This is a genomic window from Caenimonas terrae (assembly GCF_042655405.1).
In the GTDB taxonomy this organism is placed as follows: domain Bacteria; phylum Pseudomonadota; class Gammaproteobacteria; order Burkholderiales; family Burkholderiaceae_C; genus Ramlibacter; species Ramlibacter terrae_A.
This window is the reverse complement of the sequence record NZ_JBHSMF010000003.1, coordinates 25,626-44,005: the sequence shown is the minus strand read 5'-3', so window position 1 is coordinate 44,005 and position 18,380 is coordinate 25,626. Positions and strand designations below refer to the sequence as shown.

At 71.2% G+C, this 18,380-nt stretch carries 15 protein-coding genes; 12 read left to right on the top strand and 3 right to left on the bottom strand.

Annotated features, from left to right (window positions below; translation table 11 throughout):
- Positions 1-2: 2 nt before the first annotated feature.
- The 3 genes from ACFPOE_RS04630 (at position 3) to ACFPOE_RS04620 (ending at position 3,844) form a co-directional block, all read left to right on the top strand.
- Positions 3-956: a methyltransferase gene (locus tag ACFPOE_RS04630; RefSeq protein WP_376848844.1), complete on the top strand. Its 954-nt coding sequence runs from the start codon at positions 3-5 to the stop codon at positions 954-956.
- Positions 953-2,257 (top strand): phosphoribosylglycinamide synthetase C domain-containing protein, encoded by a 1,305-nt coding sequence (locus ACFPOE_RS04625; protein ID WP_376848843.1) that lies wholly within the window; start codon positions 953-955, stop codon positions 2,255-2,257. Before ACFPOE_RS04630 ends, ACFPOE_RS04625 begins: the two co-directional genes overlap by 4 nt.
- A gap of 105 nt (positions 2,258-2,362) precedes the next feature.
- Positions 2,363-3,844, top strand: a complete 1,482-nt coding sequence (locus ACFPOE_RS04620) for an iron-containing redox enzyme family protein (protein ID WP_376848842.1) — start codon at positions 2,363-2,365, stop codon at positions 3,842-3,844.
- 155 nt (positions 3,845-3,999) lie between these two features.
- Here ACFPOE_RS04620 and ACFPOE_RS04615 read toward each other — a convergent pair whose 3' ends face one another.
- A complete protein-coding gene (locus tag ACFPOE_RS04615; protein WP_376848841.1) occupies positions 4,000-6,864 on the bottom strand; it encodes a response regulator in 2,865 nt (954 codons plus the stop codon).
- A gap of 75 nt (positions 6,865-6,939) precedes the next feature.
- On the bottom strand, positions 6,940-7,827 hold the full coding sequence (locus ACFPOE_RS04610; protein ID WP_376848840.1) for a CoA transferase: 888 nt from the start codon (positions 7,825-7,827) through the stop codon (positions 6,940-6,942).
- 38 nt (positions 7,828-7,865) lie between these two features.
- Here ACFPOE_RS04610 and ACFPOE_RS04605 point away from each other — a divergent pair, with 38 nt between their 5' ends.
- The 8 genes from ACFPOE_RS04605 (at position 7,866) to ACFPOE_RS04570 (ending at position 15,768) form a co-directional block, all read left to right on the top strand.
- Positions 7,866-9,125 (top strand): putative Na+/H+ antiporter, encoded by a 1,260-nt coding sequence (locus ACFPOE_RS04605; RefSeq protein WP_376848839.1) that lies wholly within the window; start codon positions 7,866-7,868, stop codon positions 9,123-9,125.
- Between the two features lie 10 nt (positions 9,126-9,135).
- Positions 9,136-9,975 (top strand): HTD2 family dehydratase, encoded by an 840-nt coding sequence (locus ACFPOE_RS04600; protein WP_376848838.1) that lies wholly within the window; start codon positions 9,136-9,138, stop codon positions 9,973-9,975.
- Positions 9,976-10,064: 89 nt separating this feature from the next.
- A complete protein-coding gene (locus ACFPOE_RS04595) occupies positions 10,065-11,042 on the top strand; it encodes a tripartite tricarboxylate transporter substrate-binding protein (protein WP_376848837.1) in 978 nt (325 codons plus the stop codon).
- A 39-nt stretch (positions 11,043-11,081) separates the two neighbouring features.
- Positions 11,082-11,636 (top strand): cytochrome b, encoded by a 555-nt coding sequence (locus tag ACFPOE_RS04590; protein WP_376848836.1) that lies wholly within the window; start codon positions 11,082-11,084, stop codon positions 11,634-11,636.
- A 22-nt stretch (positions 11,637-11,658) separates the two neighbouring features.
- Positions 11,659-12,600 carry a LysR substrate-binding domain-containing protein gene (locus ACFPOE_RS04585; protein ID WP_376848835.1) on the top strand — a complete coding sequence of 314 codons (942 nt, stop codon included), beginning with the start codon at positions 11,659-11,661 and terminating at the stop codon, positions 12,598-12,600.
- Positions 12,601-12,687: 87 nt separating this feature from the next.
- Positions 12,688-13,656 (top strand): Bug family tripartite tricarboxylate transporter substrate binding protein, encoded by a 969-nt coding sequence (locus ACFPOE_RS04580; RefSeq protein WP_376848970.1) that lies wholly within the window; start codon positions 12,688-12,690, stop codon positions 13,654-13,656.
- Positions 13,657-13,676: 20 nt separating this feature from the next.
- A complete protein-coding gene (locus tag ACFPOE_RS04575) occupies positions 13,677-14,915 on the top strand; it encodes a CaiB/BaiF CoA transferase family protein (RefSeq protein ID WP_376848834.1) in 1,239 nt (412 codons plus the stop codon).
- 76 nt (positions 14,916-14,991) lie between these two features.
- Positions 14,992-15,768 (top strand): enoyl-CoA hydratase/isomerase family protein, encoded by a 777-nt coding sequence (locus tag ACFPOE_RS04570; RefSeq protein ID WP_376848833.1) that lies wholly within the window; start codon positions 14,992-14,994, stop codon positions 15,766-15,768.
- A 503-nt stretch (positions 15,769-16,271) separates the two neighbouring features.
- Here ACFPOE_RS04570 and pobA read toward each other — a convergent pair.
- A complete protein-coding gene (pobA, locus tag ACFPOE_RS04565; protein WP_376848832.1) occupies positions 16,272-17,444 on the bottom strand; it encodes a 4-hydroxybenzoate 3-monooxygenase in 1,173 nt (390 codons plus the stop codon).
- A 135-nt stretch (positions 17,445-17,579) separates the two neighbouring features.
- Between pobA and ACFPOE_RS04560 the strand changes: the two genes are divergently transcribed.
- On the top strand, positions 17,580-18,338 hold the full coding sequence (locus ACFPOE_RS04560) for an IclR family transcriptional regulator domain-containing protein (RefSeq protein WP_376848831.1): 759 nt from the start codon (positions 17,580-17,582) through the stop codon (positions 18,336-18,338).
- Positions 18,339-18,380 lie beyond the last annotated feature (42 nt).

Below are 18,380 nucleotides of genomic sequence, written 5' to 3'. Positions count from 1 at the left end.
CTATGACTGTCAATGCGCTGGGAGAGTCCCTGGTCCTGGTCGGCCGCTGGCTGCAGCAATCGGGCTACCGTTTCATCACGCCGACGCCCGCCACCCATGCGCGCGTCAATGCACGTCCCGACGCGCAACTGGGGCGCGATCCGAGGGACGTGTTCGGCTGGAGCCGGCCGTTCCAGCCCGGGCTGCTGCCTGCGCAGGTGCTGGGCTGGCTGGACGCGGGCGGCCTGCTGCAGCGCCAGGACGGCTTGCTGCGCAGCCGGGTGCGCTTCTCGACGCTCGGCGACCGGCTGTACGCCCATTCGGCCTATCCGACCTCCGACGCCGATGCGGTGTTCTTCGGGCCCGACACCTACCGCTTCGCGGCCCTGATCGACGCGCAGTTGCAGCGCGAGCCGCTGCCGGCCGGCGCCACGATCCTGGACGTCGGCTGCGGCGCCGGGCCCGGCGGCATGGTGGCTGCGCTGGCCGGCGCCGCGGCGCGACCGGAGCTGCTGCTGGCCGACATCAATCCGCAGGCGCTGCTGCATGCGCGCGCCAATGCGGCGCTGGCAGGCCTGGAGCGGGTGGGCTTCGTGCAATCGGACCTCTATGCGCAGGCGCCGGGCCGGTTCGACCTGATCGTCGCCAATCCGCCCTACCTGGTGGATGCGTCGGCGCGCACCTACCGCCACGGCGGCGGGCCGCTGGGGGGCGGGCTGTCCGAGCGCATCGTGGCCGAAGGCCTGCCGCGGCTGGCGCCCGGCGGCCGGCTGCTGCTGTACACCGGCGCGGCGATCGTGGACGGGCGCGACCCGCTGGCCGAGGCGCTGATGCCGCTGGTGCAGGCGGCCGGCTGCGAGTGGCGCTACTGGGAGCTGGACCCCGATGTGTTCGGCGAGGAACTGGATGCGCCGGCCTACCGCCAGGCCGAACGGATCGCCGCCGTGGCGCTGGTGGCGCGGAGGCCGCCGGCGTGAGGTTCCTGGGCGTCGGCGACAGCAACGACCTGGCGGCGATGTACCACGGCCTGGCGCAACGCGGGCACGAGGTCAGGGTGTCCGTCGCCGACGAGGCCAGCCGCGACGTCTATGCCGGCATGCTGGACTTCACGGCCGACTGGCGGGCCGAACTGGGCTGGCTGCGCCAGGCCGGCGACGCCGGCGTGGCGCTGTTCGAATCGGCGTCGATGGGCGAGCAGCAGGACGCCTTGCGGCGCGAGGGCTTCCAGGTTGTCGGCGGCAGCGCACTGGGCGACCGGCTGGAAGCCGACCGCGACTACGGCCAGCAGGTGCTGCGCAGCATCGGCCTGCACACGGCGGCCAGCCACCACTTCAACGGCTACGACGCCGCCATCGACTTCCTGCGCGCCAACGGCGGGCGCTTCGTGCTCAAGTTCAACGGCGCGGACAGCCCGCGGACCCGCAACTACGTCGGCGAGCTGGAGGACAGCGCCGACATGCTGGCGCTGCTGCAGATGTACCGCGACCATCCGCCGGCCGGCGCCGCCGCGCCCGACTTCGTGCTGATGGAGCACGTGCAGGGCGTGGAGGTCGGCGTCGGCGCCTATTTCAACGGCGCGCAGTTCCTGCAGCCGGCCTGCATCGACTTCGAGCACAAGCGCTTCTTCGCCGGCGAGCTCGGCGAGCTGACCGGCGAGATGGGCACCATCGTGAGCTACCGCGGCTGGGCGCGGCTGTTCGACGCCGTGCTGGCGCCGCTGGCGCCGCTGCTGGCCGGCGGCGGCTACTGCGGCTACATCAACGTCAACCTGATCGCCAACGACGTGGGCCTGTGGCCGCTGGAGTTCACCAGCCGCTTCGGCTATCCGGGCTTTGCCATCTGCGAGGCCCTGCACCTGGAGCCGTGGGAGCACATCTTCGCCCGCATGCTGCGGCGCGACGGCCTGCAGCTGGCGACCCGCGACGGCTTTTCCTGCGGCGTCGTGCTGACGGTGCCGCCCTTTCCCTACCGGCACGGCTACGAGGAGCTGTCCAAGGGCGAGCCGATCTGCCTGCGGCCCGGCGCCGGCGAGGCCGAGCGCGACGCGCTGCATTTCGCCGAGGTCGCACGGGTGCGCGGCCAGCTTGTCACCAGCGGTTGCACCGGCTATGTGGGTGTGGCCACCGGCGCCGGCCAGACCGTGCAGCAGGCCTGCGACGCGGCGTACCGCGCGGCCCGGCAGGTGGTGGTGCCCAACCTGCGCTACCGCACCGACATCGGCGAACGCGTGCGCACGCACGACCTGGCGCGCCTGCAGCAGCTCGGCTGGCTGGGCTGACAGCACCGTAGGAAGGCTCCCACGGGCAAAGGGGGCAGCGGGCGCTAGCTGCGTGCGCCAATGCACGCCACAGTGGGTCTCTACCAGAAGGACCCAAGCGAACCGATGTACATCGCCGAACACGAATGGTCCGCGCCGCGGACCGCCATCCTGCCGACCGACGCCGAGGCCGGCCGCAACCTGTCGCGCAGCGCTGGCGAGGGGCGCATCCGCGCCCTGTACCGGCGGCTGGCCGAGGGCGATTGGGACGACGCCGGCCGCGCCGAAGCGGCGCAGTTCCTGCGCGAGCAGCTGGCCGCGGCCGGCACGCCGGACGCACTCCCCGAGTCGCCGCAGGACCTGACGGCGTGGATGCAGGCCAATGCGCAAGCCGTGGCCGCCAACTACAGCATCTACCTGGAGCAGCGCGCCGGCGGTGCGCCGCGCCGCTACTTCGGCAACCGCGCCCACGCGCTGCACTTCCTGCGCTCGGTGGCGCCGACCAAGCTGGTCGACGGCGCCTGGCTGTACGGCCTGCTGCCGCACTGGCGCAACGGCCGCTTCGACGACCTGGTGCGCACCTATGTGGAGGAACTGGGCGAGGGCGCGGCCGACAAGAACCACGTGCTGCTCTATCGCAAGCTGCTGGTGCGCTACGGCCTCGATCCGCTGGACGATTTGAGCGACGAGCTGCACGTGCAGGGCCTGGTGCAGCTTGCGCTGGCCTGCAACGCCGAGGACTTCCTGCCCGAGGTGATCGGCTTCAACCTCGGCTACGAGCAGCTGCCGCTGCACCTGTTGATCAGCGCCTACGAGCTCAACGAGCTGGGGCTGGACCCGTATTACTTCACCCTGCACGTGACGGTCGACAACTGCGACAGCGGGCACGCGATGCGCGCCTGCAAGGCGGTGCTGGAGACGCTGCCGCGCATCGGCGACGCTTCGGACTACTGGCGCCGCATCCGCGCCGGCGCCCGGCTGGCGGATGCCGGCGCCGGCACCGGCGCCGTCATCGCGGGCTTCGACATCGAGGCCGAGGTGGTGCGCATCCTGGCCAACAAGAGCGGCGCGGGCCGCGGCGCCCATTCGGACTACTGCCAGGTGGCCGGGCGCAAGGTCAACGACTGGCTGTCGCAGCCGCAGCAGGTGCCGGCCTTCCTGGCGGCGCTGCAGCAGGCCGGCTGGATCAAGCTGGGCGCGCCGGTGGAGCAGAGCCGCTTCTGGGGCCTGCTGCAGGGCGAGCGGGCCGAGATGTTCGGCGTCTTCAGCAGCTACGAGCTGCAGGTGATCCACGACTGGATCCGCGGCGATGCCGCCAGCGACGGCCAGCCCTTTGCCGAGCATGAAGCACCGGCCGGGCGCAGCCGCCGGCCCACCTTCCGCGCCCAGGCCAAACTGGCCGCCGCGCGCGGCCAGGCCGCGCCGGTGGCGGCGGGCGACGACGCCGGGATGCTCGATCCCGACCTGCAGGCGCTGTGCGAGCAGCTGCCGCGGCTGGCGGACGAGCGGCAGATGCAGTTGCTGGTGCAGGCCATGTCGCCGGCCCAGCACTGGACCCCGGCCGGGCTGCATGCCACACGGCTGTTCTGGGAGCGGGTCAGGAGCTGAAGCGGCGGCGGGTGGGACTGTCATGCCGGACTTGATCCGGCAGCCAGACCTTTGCCAGCCGTTCGGATAACGTCAGGCCCGGCTTGTTCCTGATCGACGGTATTGCCGTATACGCCAGCGTCTGGGTCGCGGATCAAGTCCGGACGACAACCAGCTCAATCCACCCGCGCCAGGTTCGACAGCAGCGTCTCCACCGCGCCCATGTCGGCGGGCTTGGTCAGGTGGTGGTCGAAGCCGGCTTCGCTGGAGCGCTCGCGGTCCTCGCGCGCGCCCCAGCCGGTGAGGGCGACCAGGAAGGCGCGGTCCATGCCGGGCAACTCGCGCAGCTTGCGCGCCACCTCGTAGCCGTTCATGCCGGGCAGGCCGATGTCCAGGAACACCACCTGCGGCTGGAACGCCTGCGCCACCTCGATCGCCTGGTAGCCGTCGTTGGCGATGCGCGTGGCATGCCCGCTCATGTCCAGCAGCGCGCCCAGGGTGTCGGCGGCATCGGTGTTGTCGTCCACCACCAGCACCCGCAGTCCGCCCTCGGCATCGTCGGGCGCCAGCGCCGGCGCGGGCGCGGCGACAGCGAACGCGGGAGCGGCCGGTGGCGCCGCGGTCGGCGCCGCCACCGGCTGGCGCGATGGAGCGGGGCCGGGCGCGGCGGCCGGCGTGTCGGGCGCCAGCGGCAGCCGCACGGTGAAGGTGCTGCCGCGGCCGACGCCTTCGCTGCTGGCCTGCACGGTCCCGCCGTGCAGCTCCACCAGCCGCCGCACCAGCGACAGCCCGATGCCCAGCCCGCCCTGGGCCCGCTCCATGTTGCGGCCGACCTGGGTGAACATCTCGAACACGGTGGGCATGGACGAAGGCGGGATGCCGATGCCGGTGTCCGCCACCGCGATCACCACGAAGTCGCCCTCGCGGTGGGCGCTCAGGCCGATGCGTCCCCGCGCCGGCGTGTACTTGGCGGCGTTGTTCAGCAGGTTGCTCACCACCTGCGCCACCCGCGTCAGGTCCACGTCGAGCATCAGCTCCTCGTCCGGCATCTGAACGTGCAGCTCGTGCCGGCCGGCTTCGATCAGCGGCAGGCTGGTCTCCACCGCGCTGGCGATCACGGTCTGCAGGTCCACCCGCTCCTTCTTCAATTCGACCTTGCCGGTGGAGATGCGGGCGATGTCCAGCAGGTCGTCGACCAGGTGGACCATGTGGTTGATCTGGCGCTCCATCATGCTGCGGGTGCGCTCGATCGCGACCGGGTCCGAGGCCGACAGCCGCATCACCTGCAGGCCGCTGGACAGCGGCGCCAGCGGGTTGCGCAGCTCGTGCGCCAGGGTGGCCAGGAATTCCGTCTTGCGGCGGTCCGACTCGGCCAGTTCGGCGGCCAGCCGGCGCAGATCGTCGTCGGCCTGCTTGCGCGCCGTGATGTCGGTGAACAGCACCGCCACGGTGCTGCTGTCGGCGCCGCCGAGGCGGGCCGCGTAGACGTCGAACCAGCGGCCCATCGCCTGGGCCTCGTCGATGAAGCGCACCGGCTGCCCGGTGAGCACCACCTGGCCGTAGACATCGAACCACTTGGACTCGTGGCCGGGCACCAGTTCGGTCACGCGCTTGCCCACCGGATCCTGCAGGCCGGTCTGGTGCGCGAAGGCGGGATTGATTTCCAGGAAGCGGTAGTCGATGGGCCGGCGCTGGGCGTCGAAGATCACGTCGATCAGGCAGAAGCCCTCGTCGATCGCCTCGAATAGCGCGCGGTAGCGCTCTTCGCTCACCCGCAGCCGCTCCTGGAAGCGGTGGCGCTCGGTGATGTCGGCGGCGGTGCCCAGGACGCGCTGCAACACGCCGTCGGTGGCGATCTGGCGGCGGCCCCGGAATTCCAGCCAGCGCACCTCATGGTCCGGATGGCGGAAGAAGCGGCCGACGAACTGGAAGGGCTCACCCCGCTCCATGGTGGCCGCCGCCGCCGCCATGAAGGCATCCCGGTCGTCGGGATGCAGGAACTCGGAGACGAAGCGGGCCGCGTTCAGCGGCTCGGCGTCGCGCGGCAGGCCGAACATGTCGTACAGCCAGTCGTGCTCCCAGACCACGGTGTCGGTCTCGGTTTCCCACAGCCAGACGCCCAGGCCGCCGGCCTCGGTGGCCAGCCGGACCCGCTCCTTGCTGGCGTTGATCAGTTCGGCGGCCGCTTCGGCTTCTTCGCGCCGGCCCTGTTCGCGCACGGCCGCCTCGCGCGCCAGTTCGGCCTCGCGCACCGCCGTGACGTCGTGCATCGACACCACGGCGCCCAGCTTCTGCCCGTCGTCGTCGTACAGCGGCCGGCCGCTGGCGACCACCGTGCGCGGGTTGCCGCCGTGCGGCGCGATCACCATCCGCAGGTCGCTGACGTGCTCGCCGGCCAGCGCGCGCGCCAGCGGGATCTCCGACGTCGGCAGCAGGCTGCCGTCCTCGCGGAACAGGCTGTAATGCGCGGCCCATTGCTCGGGCGGCAGCGCGTCCTGCGGCAGGCCATGGAAGCTGCGGGTCGCGCGGTTGAACAGGGTCAGCTTGCCGTCGGCGTCGCAGGCGACCACGCCGTCTTCGATCGCCTCCAGCACCGCCGCCAGGAAGGCGCGCTCCTGCGAGGCGCGGCGTCCGGCGGCCCGCAGTTCGTCCTTGCCGCGCTGCAGCTCGATGAAGAACGCCACCTTGGCCTTGATGATGACCGGGATCAGGGGCTTGGTCAGGAAGTCCACCGCGCCCATGGAATAGGCTTCCTCCGCCGACAGCTCGGAGCCGTCCGCGGTCACGAAGATGATCGGCGTGGCGCGCGAACGCGGCCGCGACCGGATCAGCTTGGCGGCTTCGAAGCCGTCCATGCCGGGCATCCGCACGTCCATCAGGATCGCCGCGAAGTCCGCGTCCTGCGCCTTGCGCAGGGCATCCTCGCCGGAGACGGCCCGCACCAGGTTGGCCCCCAGCGGCTCCAGCACCACCTCCAGCGCCAGCAGGTTGGCGGGCTCGTCGTCGACGAGCAGAACATTGACTGCGGAATTGCTTTGCACAGTGACGCGGCGGGGGGGTAAACAGGGCAGTTTAAGCGCAACCGCCGGGCTCAGGGGCTGGCCAGCGCCGGGGCGTCAGGCCATGCAGTGCAGCGGCAAGTCGTGCTCGCGGGCGACCCGCTCGATTTCGTCGCGCGTGCGGCCGGCGAAGTACGAGGCGATCGCGGCGCGGGTGGCTGGTGAACGCATGGCCGGGTCCGGCGCCGCCACCCCGGCCACCCGGCACAGCGCCGCGGCAAAGTGCGGCTCCAGCGCGGCCACCGCCACCCGGCCGTCGCTGCACGGATAGACCGCATAGCCGGCGTGCGCGCCGCCGACCGCGCCGTCGGCGGTGGTCAGGCCCCACTGCCGCGGCAGCGAGAGATAGTGCGCGGCATCGGCCAGCGCCACCTCGAACAGCGCGCCCTGCGGATGGTTCTCGCCGCTGCCGCCATAGCGTTCGTTGCGCACCAGCGCCGCCTGCAGCACCGCCTCGCTGGCCAGCAGCGAGCCGCTCATGTCGGCGTAGAGCGTGGCCGGCAGCTCCAGCCCGCCGACCAGGCCGTTGTCGGCCAGGTAGGTCAGGTCGTGGCCCGGCTCTTCGGCGCGCGCGCCGGCGGCGCCGACGATGGCCACCTGCGACAGCTGCGGATAGCGGGTGTGCAGATCCTTCCAGCCCAGCCCCAGCTTGGCCAGCGCCGAGGGGCGAAAGGACGTCAGCAGCACGTCGGTCCTGGCCAGTTCGCGGTGCAGGATGGCCTGGCCGGCCGCGCTCTTGAGGTCGGCCTGGACCACCCTGACGCCTTCGTGCAGCTGTGCGTAAGCGGTTGGGTTGTAGTGGCCCATCGGGTCGCCCGCGGGCGGCTCCAGCTTGGCGCAGGTGGCGCCCATCCTGCGGCAACGCATCAGCGCCGCCGGGCCCGGCAGGTTCAGCGCCAGGCTGAGGACACGGAAACCCTGGAGAACGCGGAGCTGGCTGGGCATGTGGGGAGGGCGCAATCGTTTGTGCAAGACTAGCAGAGATGCCAGTCCAACCGATCGAGGCGATCGCCGCCGCCCTCTTTGCCGCCGCCTTGCTCCACACCTTCGCCACCAGGCTGTTCGCCACGCTGGCGCACCGCCATCCGCGCCATGCCGGCCTGTTCCACCTGCTGGGCGAGGTGGAGGTGGTGTTCGGCTTCTGGGCCATGCTGCTGATCGTGGCGATGGCGCTGGTCTCCGGGGCCGGACCGGCCATCGACTACGCCGAATCGCGCCAGTACGCGGAGCCGCTGTTCGTGTTCGTGATCATGGTGGTGGCGGCGTCGCGCCCGGTGCTGGAGCTGGTGCAGGCGCTGCTGCGCTGGTCGGCCGCGCGGCTGCCGGGCCGCGCGGAGGTCACCGAGATCTGGCTGGGCCTGGCGCTGGTGCCGCTGCTGGGATCGCTCATCACCGAGCCGGCCGCCATGACGCTGGCCGCGCTGATGCTGGCGCCCAGCGTGTTCCGCCCCGGCATGCCGGAATGGAAGAAGTACGCCGCCCTGGGCGTGCTGTTCGTCAACGTGTCGATCGGCGGCACGCTGACCTCCTATGCGGCGCCGCCGGTGCTGATGGTGGCCGCGGCCTGGAACTGGGATTCGGCCTTCATGCTGCGCGAGTTCGGCTGGAAGGCCTTGCTGGCAGTGCTGGTCAACGCCAGCGTGGTGGTGGTGCTGCTGGCACCCGAGGCGCGGCGGCTGGACCCGGCCGGTGCCGACGGCCAGCGCCGGCCGGTGCCGCTGGCGGTGAGCCTGGTCCACCTGGCCTTCCTGGCCGCGGTGGTGGCGACGGCGCACCACCCGGTGATCTTCCTGGGCCTGTTCCTGTTCTTCCTGGGCTTCACCCAGGCCTATGCCCGCCACCAGGATCCGCTGGTGCTCAAGGAAGCCCTGCTGGTGGGCTTCTTCCTGGCCGGGCTGGTGGTGCTGGGCGGCATGCAGCAATGGTGGCTGCAGCCGCTGGTGGCCGGGCTGGCGCCGCTGGCGCTGTTCTTCAGCGCGCTGGGTCTCACGGCCATCACCGACAACGCGGCGCTGACCTACCTCGGCTCGCTGATTCCCAACCTGCCGGCCGACAGCCGCGCCATGCTGGTGGCCGGCGCGGTCGCCGGCGGCGGCCTGACGGTGATCGCCAACGCGCCCAACCCGGCCGGCGTCGCCCTGCTGCGGCGCGGCTTCAACGATGAATCGATCGGCGCCGGCGGCTTGCTGGCTGGCGCGCTGCTGCCCACCGCCACCGCGTGCGCCGCCTTTCTGCTGCTATGAGGAGTTCCCGATGACCGCTGACGACCTGAAGGCCTGGATCGGCCGCACCGAAACCCTGCACGACCAGGTGACGCCGGCGCCGGTGCGCATGCTGCGCGCCACGCTGGACCTGCCGCCCGACCCCGCGCCGGCGGAATTGCCGCCGCTGTGGCACTGGCTGTACTTCCTGCCCTCGGCGCGCCGGAGCGAGCTGGGGCCGGACGGCCATCCCCGGCGCGGCGGCTTCCTGCCGCCGGTGCCGCTGCCGCGCCGCATGTGGGCCGGCGGCCAGCTGGAGTTCTTCCATCCGCTGCGGCTGGGCGACGCCATCGAGCGGGTCTCCACCATCGACGACGTGGCGCTCAAGTCCGGCCGCAGCGGCGCGCTGTGCTTCGTGCGGGTGCGCCACGAGATCCACTCGCCGCGTGGCCTGGCGCTGCGCGAGTTCCACGACATCGTCTACCGGCCCGATCCGGTGCCGGGCGCGGCCGTGGCCGCCGGCGAGCCGGCGCCGCAGGGCCAGTGGAGCGAGCGCGTCGTGCCCGACGACGTGCTGCTGTTCCGCTACTCGGCGCTGACCTTCAACGGCCACCGCATCCATTACGACCGCAAGTACGTGACCGGCGTCGAAGGCTATCCCGGCCTGGTGGTCCACGGCCCCCTGCTGGCGACCCTGCTGGCGGGCCTGGGCGGGCGCCAGTTCGCCGGACGCCAGGCTTCCTCCTTCGTGTTCCGCGCGCTCAAGCCGGTGTTCGACCTGCATCCCTTCGACATCTGCGGCCGGCCCGATGGCCAGGCGGCCGCCGACCTGTGGGTGCGGGACCACGAGGGCCACAAGACCATGGCGGCGCGGCTGGAGTTGCGCGCCTGAAGGCCGCCGACAGTGGGGGAACATACCGATGGCCGCGGCCGCGGGCTGGGCTAGGCTCGGCCATCGTTGTCAATGCTGGAGTCCACCCGATGCAAGTTCGCCGCACCTTCCTCCTGGCCGGCCTGGCCGCACTGTTTGCCGCCGGCGCGTCCGCGCAGACCGCGTGGCCCACCCGGACCATCTCGCTGGTCGTTCCGTTCGCCGCCGGCGGGCCCACCGACGTGGTGGCGCGCTCGCTGGCCGCCTCGATGAGCAAGACCCTGGGCCAGACCGTGCTGGTGGAAAACAAGCTCGGCGCCGGCGGCACGGTGGCGGCTGCCTTCGTCGCCCGCGCGCAACCGGACGGGTACACCTTTTTCATTCACCACAACGGCATGGCGACCTCCACGGCGCTGTACCGCAAGCTGCCCTACAACCCGCTGACGGACTTCGAATACATCAGCCAGGCGGTGGACGTGCCGATGACGCTGCTGGCGCGCAAGGACTTCCCGGCCAACAACCTGCCCGAGCTGATCGCCTACGTCAGGGCCAACGCCAGCAAGATCAACCTGGCCAACGCCGGCCTGGGCGCGGTCTCGCAGCTGTGCGGAATGATGTTCGAGCGCGCCATCGGCGTGAAGCTGACGGCGGTGCCGTTCCAGGGCACGGCGCCGGCGATGAATGCGCTGCTGGGCGGCCAGGTGGACCTGCTGTGCGACCAGACCACCCAGACCATTCCGCAGATCAAGGCCGGCAGCGTCAAGTTCTACGGCGTCACCACCAAGAACCGGATCAAGGCCTTGCCCGATGCGCCGACGCTGGCCGAGCAGGGCCTGAAGGACTTCGAGGTGCTGGTGTGGCACGGCATCTACGCGCCAAAGGGAACGCCCAAGCCGATCCTGGAGAAGATGAACATGGCGGTGCGGGCGGCGCTGCGGGACCCGGACGTGGTCAAGCGCATGGCCGACCTGGGCGCCGAGGTCGCGTCCGACAGCAAGCTCACGCCCGAGGGGCTGCAGACCTGGCTGAAGGCCGAGATCGACAAGTGGGGTCCGATCATCAAGGCCAACGGCGCCTTCGCCGACTGAGGCTGGCCGCGGGCGCCCCGCATCGGCGATCATTGCGCCATGGCAAGCTCGAACACCCGTTATGGCGCAGTGGCCCAGGCCTTCCACTGGCTCACGGCCGCCCTGGTGCTGGCGGCGTTCCTCTACGGTCCCGGCGGCTCCGAGGAGCGGGTCTATTCCGCCGCCCGCGCGGCCGACCGCCAGCTGCATGAAACGCTGGGCCTGTGCGTGCTGGCGCTGGTGGTCCTGCGGCTGCTGTGGCGCCTGGTGGACACCAGACCCGAGCCGGTCGAGGTGGCGCGCTGGATGGGGCTGGCGGCCAGGGCCATGCAGGCGGGGCTCTACCTGCTGCTGTTCGCCGTGCCGCTGACCGCGGTTGCGGGCGCCTGGCTGGAGGGCCATCCGCTGACGCTGCTGGGCGGCCTGGAGATCGGTCCCTGGCTGGCGCCCGCCCATGACACCGGCACGCTGGTGGCCGAGATCCACACCTGGCTGGGCGATGCCATCCTGTGGCTGGCCGGGGCGCACGCGCTGGCGGCGCTGTTCCACCACTTCATGCTGCACGACGGCGTGCTGCTGTCGATGCTGCCGGGGCGCGGGCCGGCCCGCCGCTAGCGCCGCCCGGCGTGCATCCCCGATGGCATCCGACCGCAAGCCCGAGGCCGCGCCGGCCCGCATCCACTTCGACCTGACCACGCTGCGGCTGTTCATCGCCACCGCCGAACTCGGCGGCGTGACCAAGGCGGCCGAGCGCATGCACCTGGCGCCGGCCGCGGCTTCGCGCCGGATCCAGGAGTTCGAGGGCCAGTTCCAGCTGGCGCTGTTCCGGCGGCTGCCGCACGGCATGGCGCTGACCGATGCCGGCCGCGCGCTGCTGGCGCATGCCCGCGCCATGCTGCACACGACGGCCCGGATGCAGGACGATGCCGCCTCCTACCTGCACGGCGAGAAGGGCGTGGTGCGGATCGCCGCCTGCAAGTCGGTGGTGCTGCAGTTCCTGCCGACCGACATCCTGCGCTGTGCCCAGGCCTGCCCCGGCGTGCGGATCGACCTGCAGGAGATGAACAGCCATGGCGTGCTGCAGGCCATGAGCCGCGGCCTGGCCGACGTCGGCATCTACGAAAGCAGCCTGGGGCCGGCCGGCATGCCGACCTCGCCCTACCGCGACGACCGGCTGGTGGTGTTGGCGCCGCGCGGCCATCCGCTGGCGCAGCAGTCCAGCGTCGACATGGCCGACATCCTGGCCTGGGACGTGATCTCGCTGGACGAGGGCTCGGCCATCCTGATCAACCTGGAGCGCCAGGCCTCGGACGCCAGCCGGGTGCTGCGCACCCCGATCCGGGTCGGCAGCTTCGACAGCATGGCGGCCATGATCGCCCAGGGCATCGGCATCGGCGTGATGCCGCAGGCGGTGGCGGAGTCGATCGCCGGCGGCCCGGCGTTCTGCCGGCTGCCGATCGAGGGCGCCTGGGCCAGCCGCCGCTTCGTGCTGTGCCGGCCGGCCGCCGGCGTGCTGCCCTCGGCGGCGCAGAGCGTGGTCAACGTGCTGCTGGCATCGCAATCCGCGAATCCTGCCTAAGGAAAACAACGATTGCCGGCGCCCCGGGGATCGCCCACAGTCGGGCCACGCCGTATTTCAGGCTGCCGCAACAGGAGACAACACATGATTCGACGCAGGACATTCGCCGTCGGCGCCGCCGCCCTGGCGGCCGCCCCCATGCTGAGGGCGCAGGCGCTGCCCAACGGCCCGGTGAAGATCGTGGTGGGCTTCGCGCCCGGCGGCGGCACCGACATCCTGGCCCGGGTCATCGGCCAGAAGCTCGGCGAGATGTGGAAGACCACCATCCTGGTGGAGAACCGCGCCGGCGCCACCGGCGTGATCGCGGCCGACTACGTCGCCCACCAGCCGCCCGACGGCAACACGCTGCTGATGGCGCACATCAACAGCCACGCCATCGCGCCGGCGCTGTTCCCGAAGATGAACTACGACGCCAACCGCGACTTCACGCCGCTGGTGCTGGTGGGCGTCACGCCCAACCTGCTGATCGGCAACGAGCACCAGAAGTCGCGCACCGTGGCGCAGCTGGTCGCCGAATGCAAGGCCAACCCGGGCAAGGTCAGCTTCGGCTCGGCCGGCACCGGCTCGGCCCAGCACCTGGCGCTGGAGATGTTCAAGCTGCAGGCCGGCGTGCAGGCCCTGCACGTCCCGTACAAGGGCTCGGGCCCGATGCTGACCGACCTGATCGGCGGCCAGATCAACTACAGCTTCGACACCATGACGGCCGCCACGCCGCACGTGCAGAGCGGCAAGGCGATCGCCATCGCCCAGACCCGCCAGAAGCGCGCCAAGGGCCATCCCAACGTGCCGACGATGGCCGAGTCGGGCTTCCCCGGCTTCGAAGCCACTACCTGGTACGGCCTGGTCGGTCCCAAGGGCATGCAGCCGGCGATGGCGCGGCGCATGAACGAGGACATCAACAAGGTGCTGGCGATGCCGGACGTGATCGAGAAATTCGACCAGTACGGCGCCGAGGACGGCGGCGGCTCGGCCGAGAAATTCGCGCAGTTCATCCGCGACGAGGGCATCAAGTGGGCCAAGGTGGTCAAGGACGCCAACGTCAGGATGGACGCGTAGCCCGCGACCAGGAATTCAACGTGAGCAACGACAACACGGGCGCCAGCGGCGCCCGCGCGGCACGGCCGTTGCCGCTCGCCGGCGTGAAGGTGCTGGACATCTGCCAGGTGATGGCCGGCCCGTTCGCCTGCATGCTGCTGGGCGACCTGGGCGCCGACGTCATCAAGATCGAACCGCCCAAGGGCGGCGACCAGACCCGCGGCTCCATGGGCTTCAAGATGAAGGGCGACGACAGCCTGGGCTTCCTGAACATGAACCGCAACAAGCGCAGCGTGGCGCTCAACCTCAAGTCCGAGGCCGGGCGCGAGGTGCTGCTGCGGCTGGTGCGGGAGGCGGACATCCTGGTGGAGAACTACCGGCCCGGCGCGATGAAGCGGCTCGGCCTGGGCTACGAGGTGCTCAAGGAGATCAACCCGCGGCTGGTCTACACCAGCATCTCCGGCTTCGGCCAGACCGGCCCCTGGGCCGACCGGCCCGGCTTCGACCTGATGGCGCAGGCCATGTCGGGCGTGATGAGCGTCACCGGCTACCCGGGCGGGCCGCCGGTGAAGGCCGGCGTGCCGGTGGCCGATATCGGCTGCGCGCTGTTCGCGGTCTACGGCACGCTGTCGGCCTACATCGGTGCCAGGGCGACCGGGCAGGGCCAGCACGTGGATGCGGCGCTGTTCGATGCGGCGATGTCGTTCTCGGTCTGGGACATCTGCGACTACTGGGGCACCGGCGTGGAGCCGCAGCCGCTGGGCACCTCCAACAAGATGACGGCGCCGTACCAGGCGATGGCCTGTTCGGACGGCTACTTCGTGATGGGCGCCAACAACCAGAAGCTGTGGGCCAAGCTGTGCATCCTGCTCGGGCGCGAGGAGTTGCTCGACGACCCGCGCTTCACCACCATCTCGCAGCGGCTGGCCAACCGCGCCGCGCTGGAGCAGGAACTGGAGCGCAGCTTCCGCCAGCAGCCCAAGGACTACTGGGTGTCCACGCTGCTGGAGGCAGGCATCCCGGCCGGGCCGATCCTGACCTACCCCGAGGCCTTCGGCAGCGAGCACGCCAAGGCCCGGAACATGCGGATGGAGATCGACCATCCGGTGGAAGGCAAGGTGCCCAACATCGGCTTCCCGGTCAAGCTGTCGGGCACCCCGCAGCAGGTGCGCCGCCATCCGCCGCTCTTGGGCGAGCACAACGAGGAAGTGCTGGCGCAGCTGGGCATCGGCGCTGCCGAGCGCGCCGCGCTGGCGGCCGGCGGAGCGTTCGCGGAATGAGCGCGGCGCAGAACCGCTTCAGGCGATCGAACGCCCCCTCGGGGGGCAGCCCGGCTTCGACGGGCGTGGAGGCCACATGAGCGAAGGCACGGTCCACCTCGAACGCGCGGGCGCGCTGGCCACGGTCACCTTCGACCGGCCGCAGGAGCGCAACGCGATGACCTGGGCCATGTACGGCCAGCTCGGCGTGCTGTGCGAGCAGCTGCGCCAGGACAGCTCGGTGCGCGCGGTGCTGTTCCGCGGCGCCGGCGGCAAGGCCTTCGTGGCCGGCACCGACATCGCGCAGTTCCTGGAATTCAGGGGCGGCGATGCCGGGGTGGCCTACGAGCAGCGCATCGACTCGTGCATCGGCATGCTGGAGGCGCTGCCCATGCCGACCATCGCGCTGGTGGAGGGCTGGGCCGTGGGCGGCGGCGTCGCCATCGCCACCGCCTGCGATTTCAGGATCGCCACGCCGGAATCGAAGTTCGGCGTGCCGATCGCCAGGACGCTGGGCAACTGCCTGTCGATGTCCAACATGGCGCGGCTGGTGCAGGCCCTCGGCGCGCAGCGCGTCAGGCGCATGCTGCTGCTGGCCGAGATGGTCACGGCGGGCGAGGCGCTGGCCTGCGGCTACCTGCACGCCGTCGCCGACGCCGGCGAGCTGCAAGGGCAGGGCGTCGCCCTGGCGCAGCAACTGGCCGCGCTGGCGCCGGTGACGCAGGCGGTGGCCAAGGAGGCGTTGCGGCGGCTGCAGCAGCACCACCTGCCCGATGCCGAAGACCTGATCCGCCGCGCCTACGGCAGCAAGGATTTTCGCGAAGGCGTGCAGGCGTTCACCGCCAAGCGCCCGCCGGTTTGGTCGGGGGAGTGACGCGCAGCGTCATCCCGCGGCGCGCCAGGCGGTGCCCGACGCGGGCTCACACTGCGGCGGTCGGCGCGGCGCGCCGACTTCGCTGCGACATCCGGTCCGGGACCGGCGTCGCACAACTCACAGAGGGCCTAAGGCCCCTCTGTTCGGACAAGTGCGACGAGTCAGACAACGAGGCGCGCTGAGCGCGCTCCGGTCCCGGACCGAATGTCGCAGCCGCCGCAGAGATCGCCCGCGCCGGACACCACCTGCCGCGCAGGGGGAGATGTCGGCACGCGTGCGCCGCCGGATCGTCGACGGCGAGGCCGGGCAGGGTGCGGCGCGTCATGGAATCGGAAAAACACAGGGCAGCCGGGGCGCCGCACCGGCCGCCGTGCCGATGCGCTGCGCCCTGTCCGGCCTCGCCGTCCGCGCGGAGGTCGAACGATGCGCGGGGGCTTGGAGGGCGAGGAAATGGATCCCGGGTCAAAACTGGGATGACAGCCCCTGTGGGGACGACAGCGCTATCAGAGCGGCAAGCCGACGTAGTTCTCCGCGAGGGCCGTGGAGGCCGCGCGCGAGTGGACCAGGTAATCGAGCTCCGCCTCCTGCACCTTCTGGTCGAAGCCGCCGGTGTCGGGGAAGCGGTGCATCAGGCTGGTCAGCCACCAGCTGAAGCGCTCGGCCTTCCAGACCCGCTTGAGGCAGACCTGCGAATAGCTGTCGATGCCCGCCGGACTCTTGTCCTTGAAATGCTCGATGAAGGCGCGCGACAGGTACTTCACGTCCGACGCCGCCAGGTTCAGTCCCTTGGCGCCGGTGGGCGGCACGATGTGCGCGGCGTCGCCGGCCAGGAACAGGCGGCCGAAGCGCATCGGCTCGGCCACGAAGCTGCGCAGCGGGGCGATGCTCTTCTCGATGCTGGGGCCGGTGACGATGCGGCCGGCCAGCTCCGGGTCCAGCCGGCTGCGCAGCTCGTCCCAGAAGCGCTGGTCGCTCCAGTCCTCCACCTTGTCGTCCAGCGGGCACTGCACGTAGTAGCGGCTGCGGGTGAGGCTGCGCATCGAGCAAAGGGAGAAGCCGCGCTCGCTGTTGCCGTAGACGATGGCGTGCGGCGACACCGGCGGCACGTCGGCCAGCACGCCGAGCCAGCCGAACGGATAGACCTTCTCGTACTCGGTGACCTTGTCCTTGACGCTGGCGCGGCTGACGCCGTGGAAGCCGTCGCAGCCGGCGATGAAGTCGCACTCCAGCACATGGCTTTGCCCGTCCTTCTCGTAGCTGACGCGCGGCTTGCTGCCGTCGAAATCGAGCGGCTGGACGTTGGCGGCCTGGTAGATGGTGACCAGGCCGGCTGCCTTGCGCGCCTCCATCAGGTCGTGCGTCACCTCGGTCTGGCCATAGGCCGTGACCACCTTGCCGCCGGTCAGGCCGTGGACGTCGATCGGATGGCGCGCGCCGCCGAACACCAGCTCGATGCTGTGGTGCACCGTGCCGTGCCCGTCGACGCCGGCGCCGACGCCGGCCTCGCGCAGCAGGTCCACCGTCACCTGCTCCAGGATGCCGGCCCGGATCCGGCCCAGCACGTACTCGCCGCTCTGGCGCTCGAGGATCACGTTGTCGATGCCGGCCTTGTGCAGCAGCTGCCCGAGCAGCAGGCCCGAGGGGCCGGCACCGATGATGGCAACCTGGGTTTTCATGGCTTGTCTCCTGTGGAGCAGCGAGCTTAGGCCCGCCGCCCGCGCGGCGCCAGCGGGGCAGGGCGGCCCTTGCGCGATCATCGCCGCGATTGCGCGATCACCGTGCAGAGCCTCGGATGCGGGCATGATGTGGGCATGGCGATCGCGAAGGCGGATTTCATCGAGGGCATGGCCAAGGGCATGGCGGTGCTGGAGAGCTTCGACACCGAGCGCCAGCGGCTGAACGCGACGCTGGCGGCGCAGCGCGCCGGCATCACCCGGGCGGCGGCGCGCCGGCACCTGCTGACGCTGGCCCACCTGGGCTACCTGGAGACCGACGGCAGCTACTTCTGGCTGGCGCCCAAGGTGCTGCGCTTTTCCGGCAGCTACCTGGCGTCGGCGCGGCTGCCGCGCCTGCTGCAGCCCACGCTCAACCGGCTGTCGGCGCTGGCCGGCGAGCCGGTCTCGGCGGTGGTGCTGGATGGCGCCTCGGTGGTGATCGTGGCGCGCAGCGGCTCCAACGCGGTGCTGGCCTACGGGCTGCACCTGGGCGCGCGCCTTCCGGCCCATGCGACCTCGACCGGCCGCGTGCTGCTGGCGGCGAAGACGAAGACGGAGTTCAACGCCTGGATGAAGGGCCGGGAGCTGCCGCGGCTGACGGCGCACACCACCGTGGACCCGAAGGCCCTGCGCGCCATCATCGAGCAGGTGCGGGCCGACGACTTCTGCGTCGCGCAGGAGGAGCACGAGATCGGCGTCCATGCGCTGGCCGTCCCGCTGCGCAACATGCAGGGCCAGACGGTGGCCGCGCTCAACGTCGTGACCTCCGCCCAGCGGCTGGAGCCGCGTACGATGCAGCGCGATTTGCTGCCGCTGCTGCTGGAGGCCGCGCGCGAGTTGCGGCCGCTGCTGTAGCGCCTTTGTCGCCCCGGCCTTGCGCCGGAACCCATGCTTCTG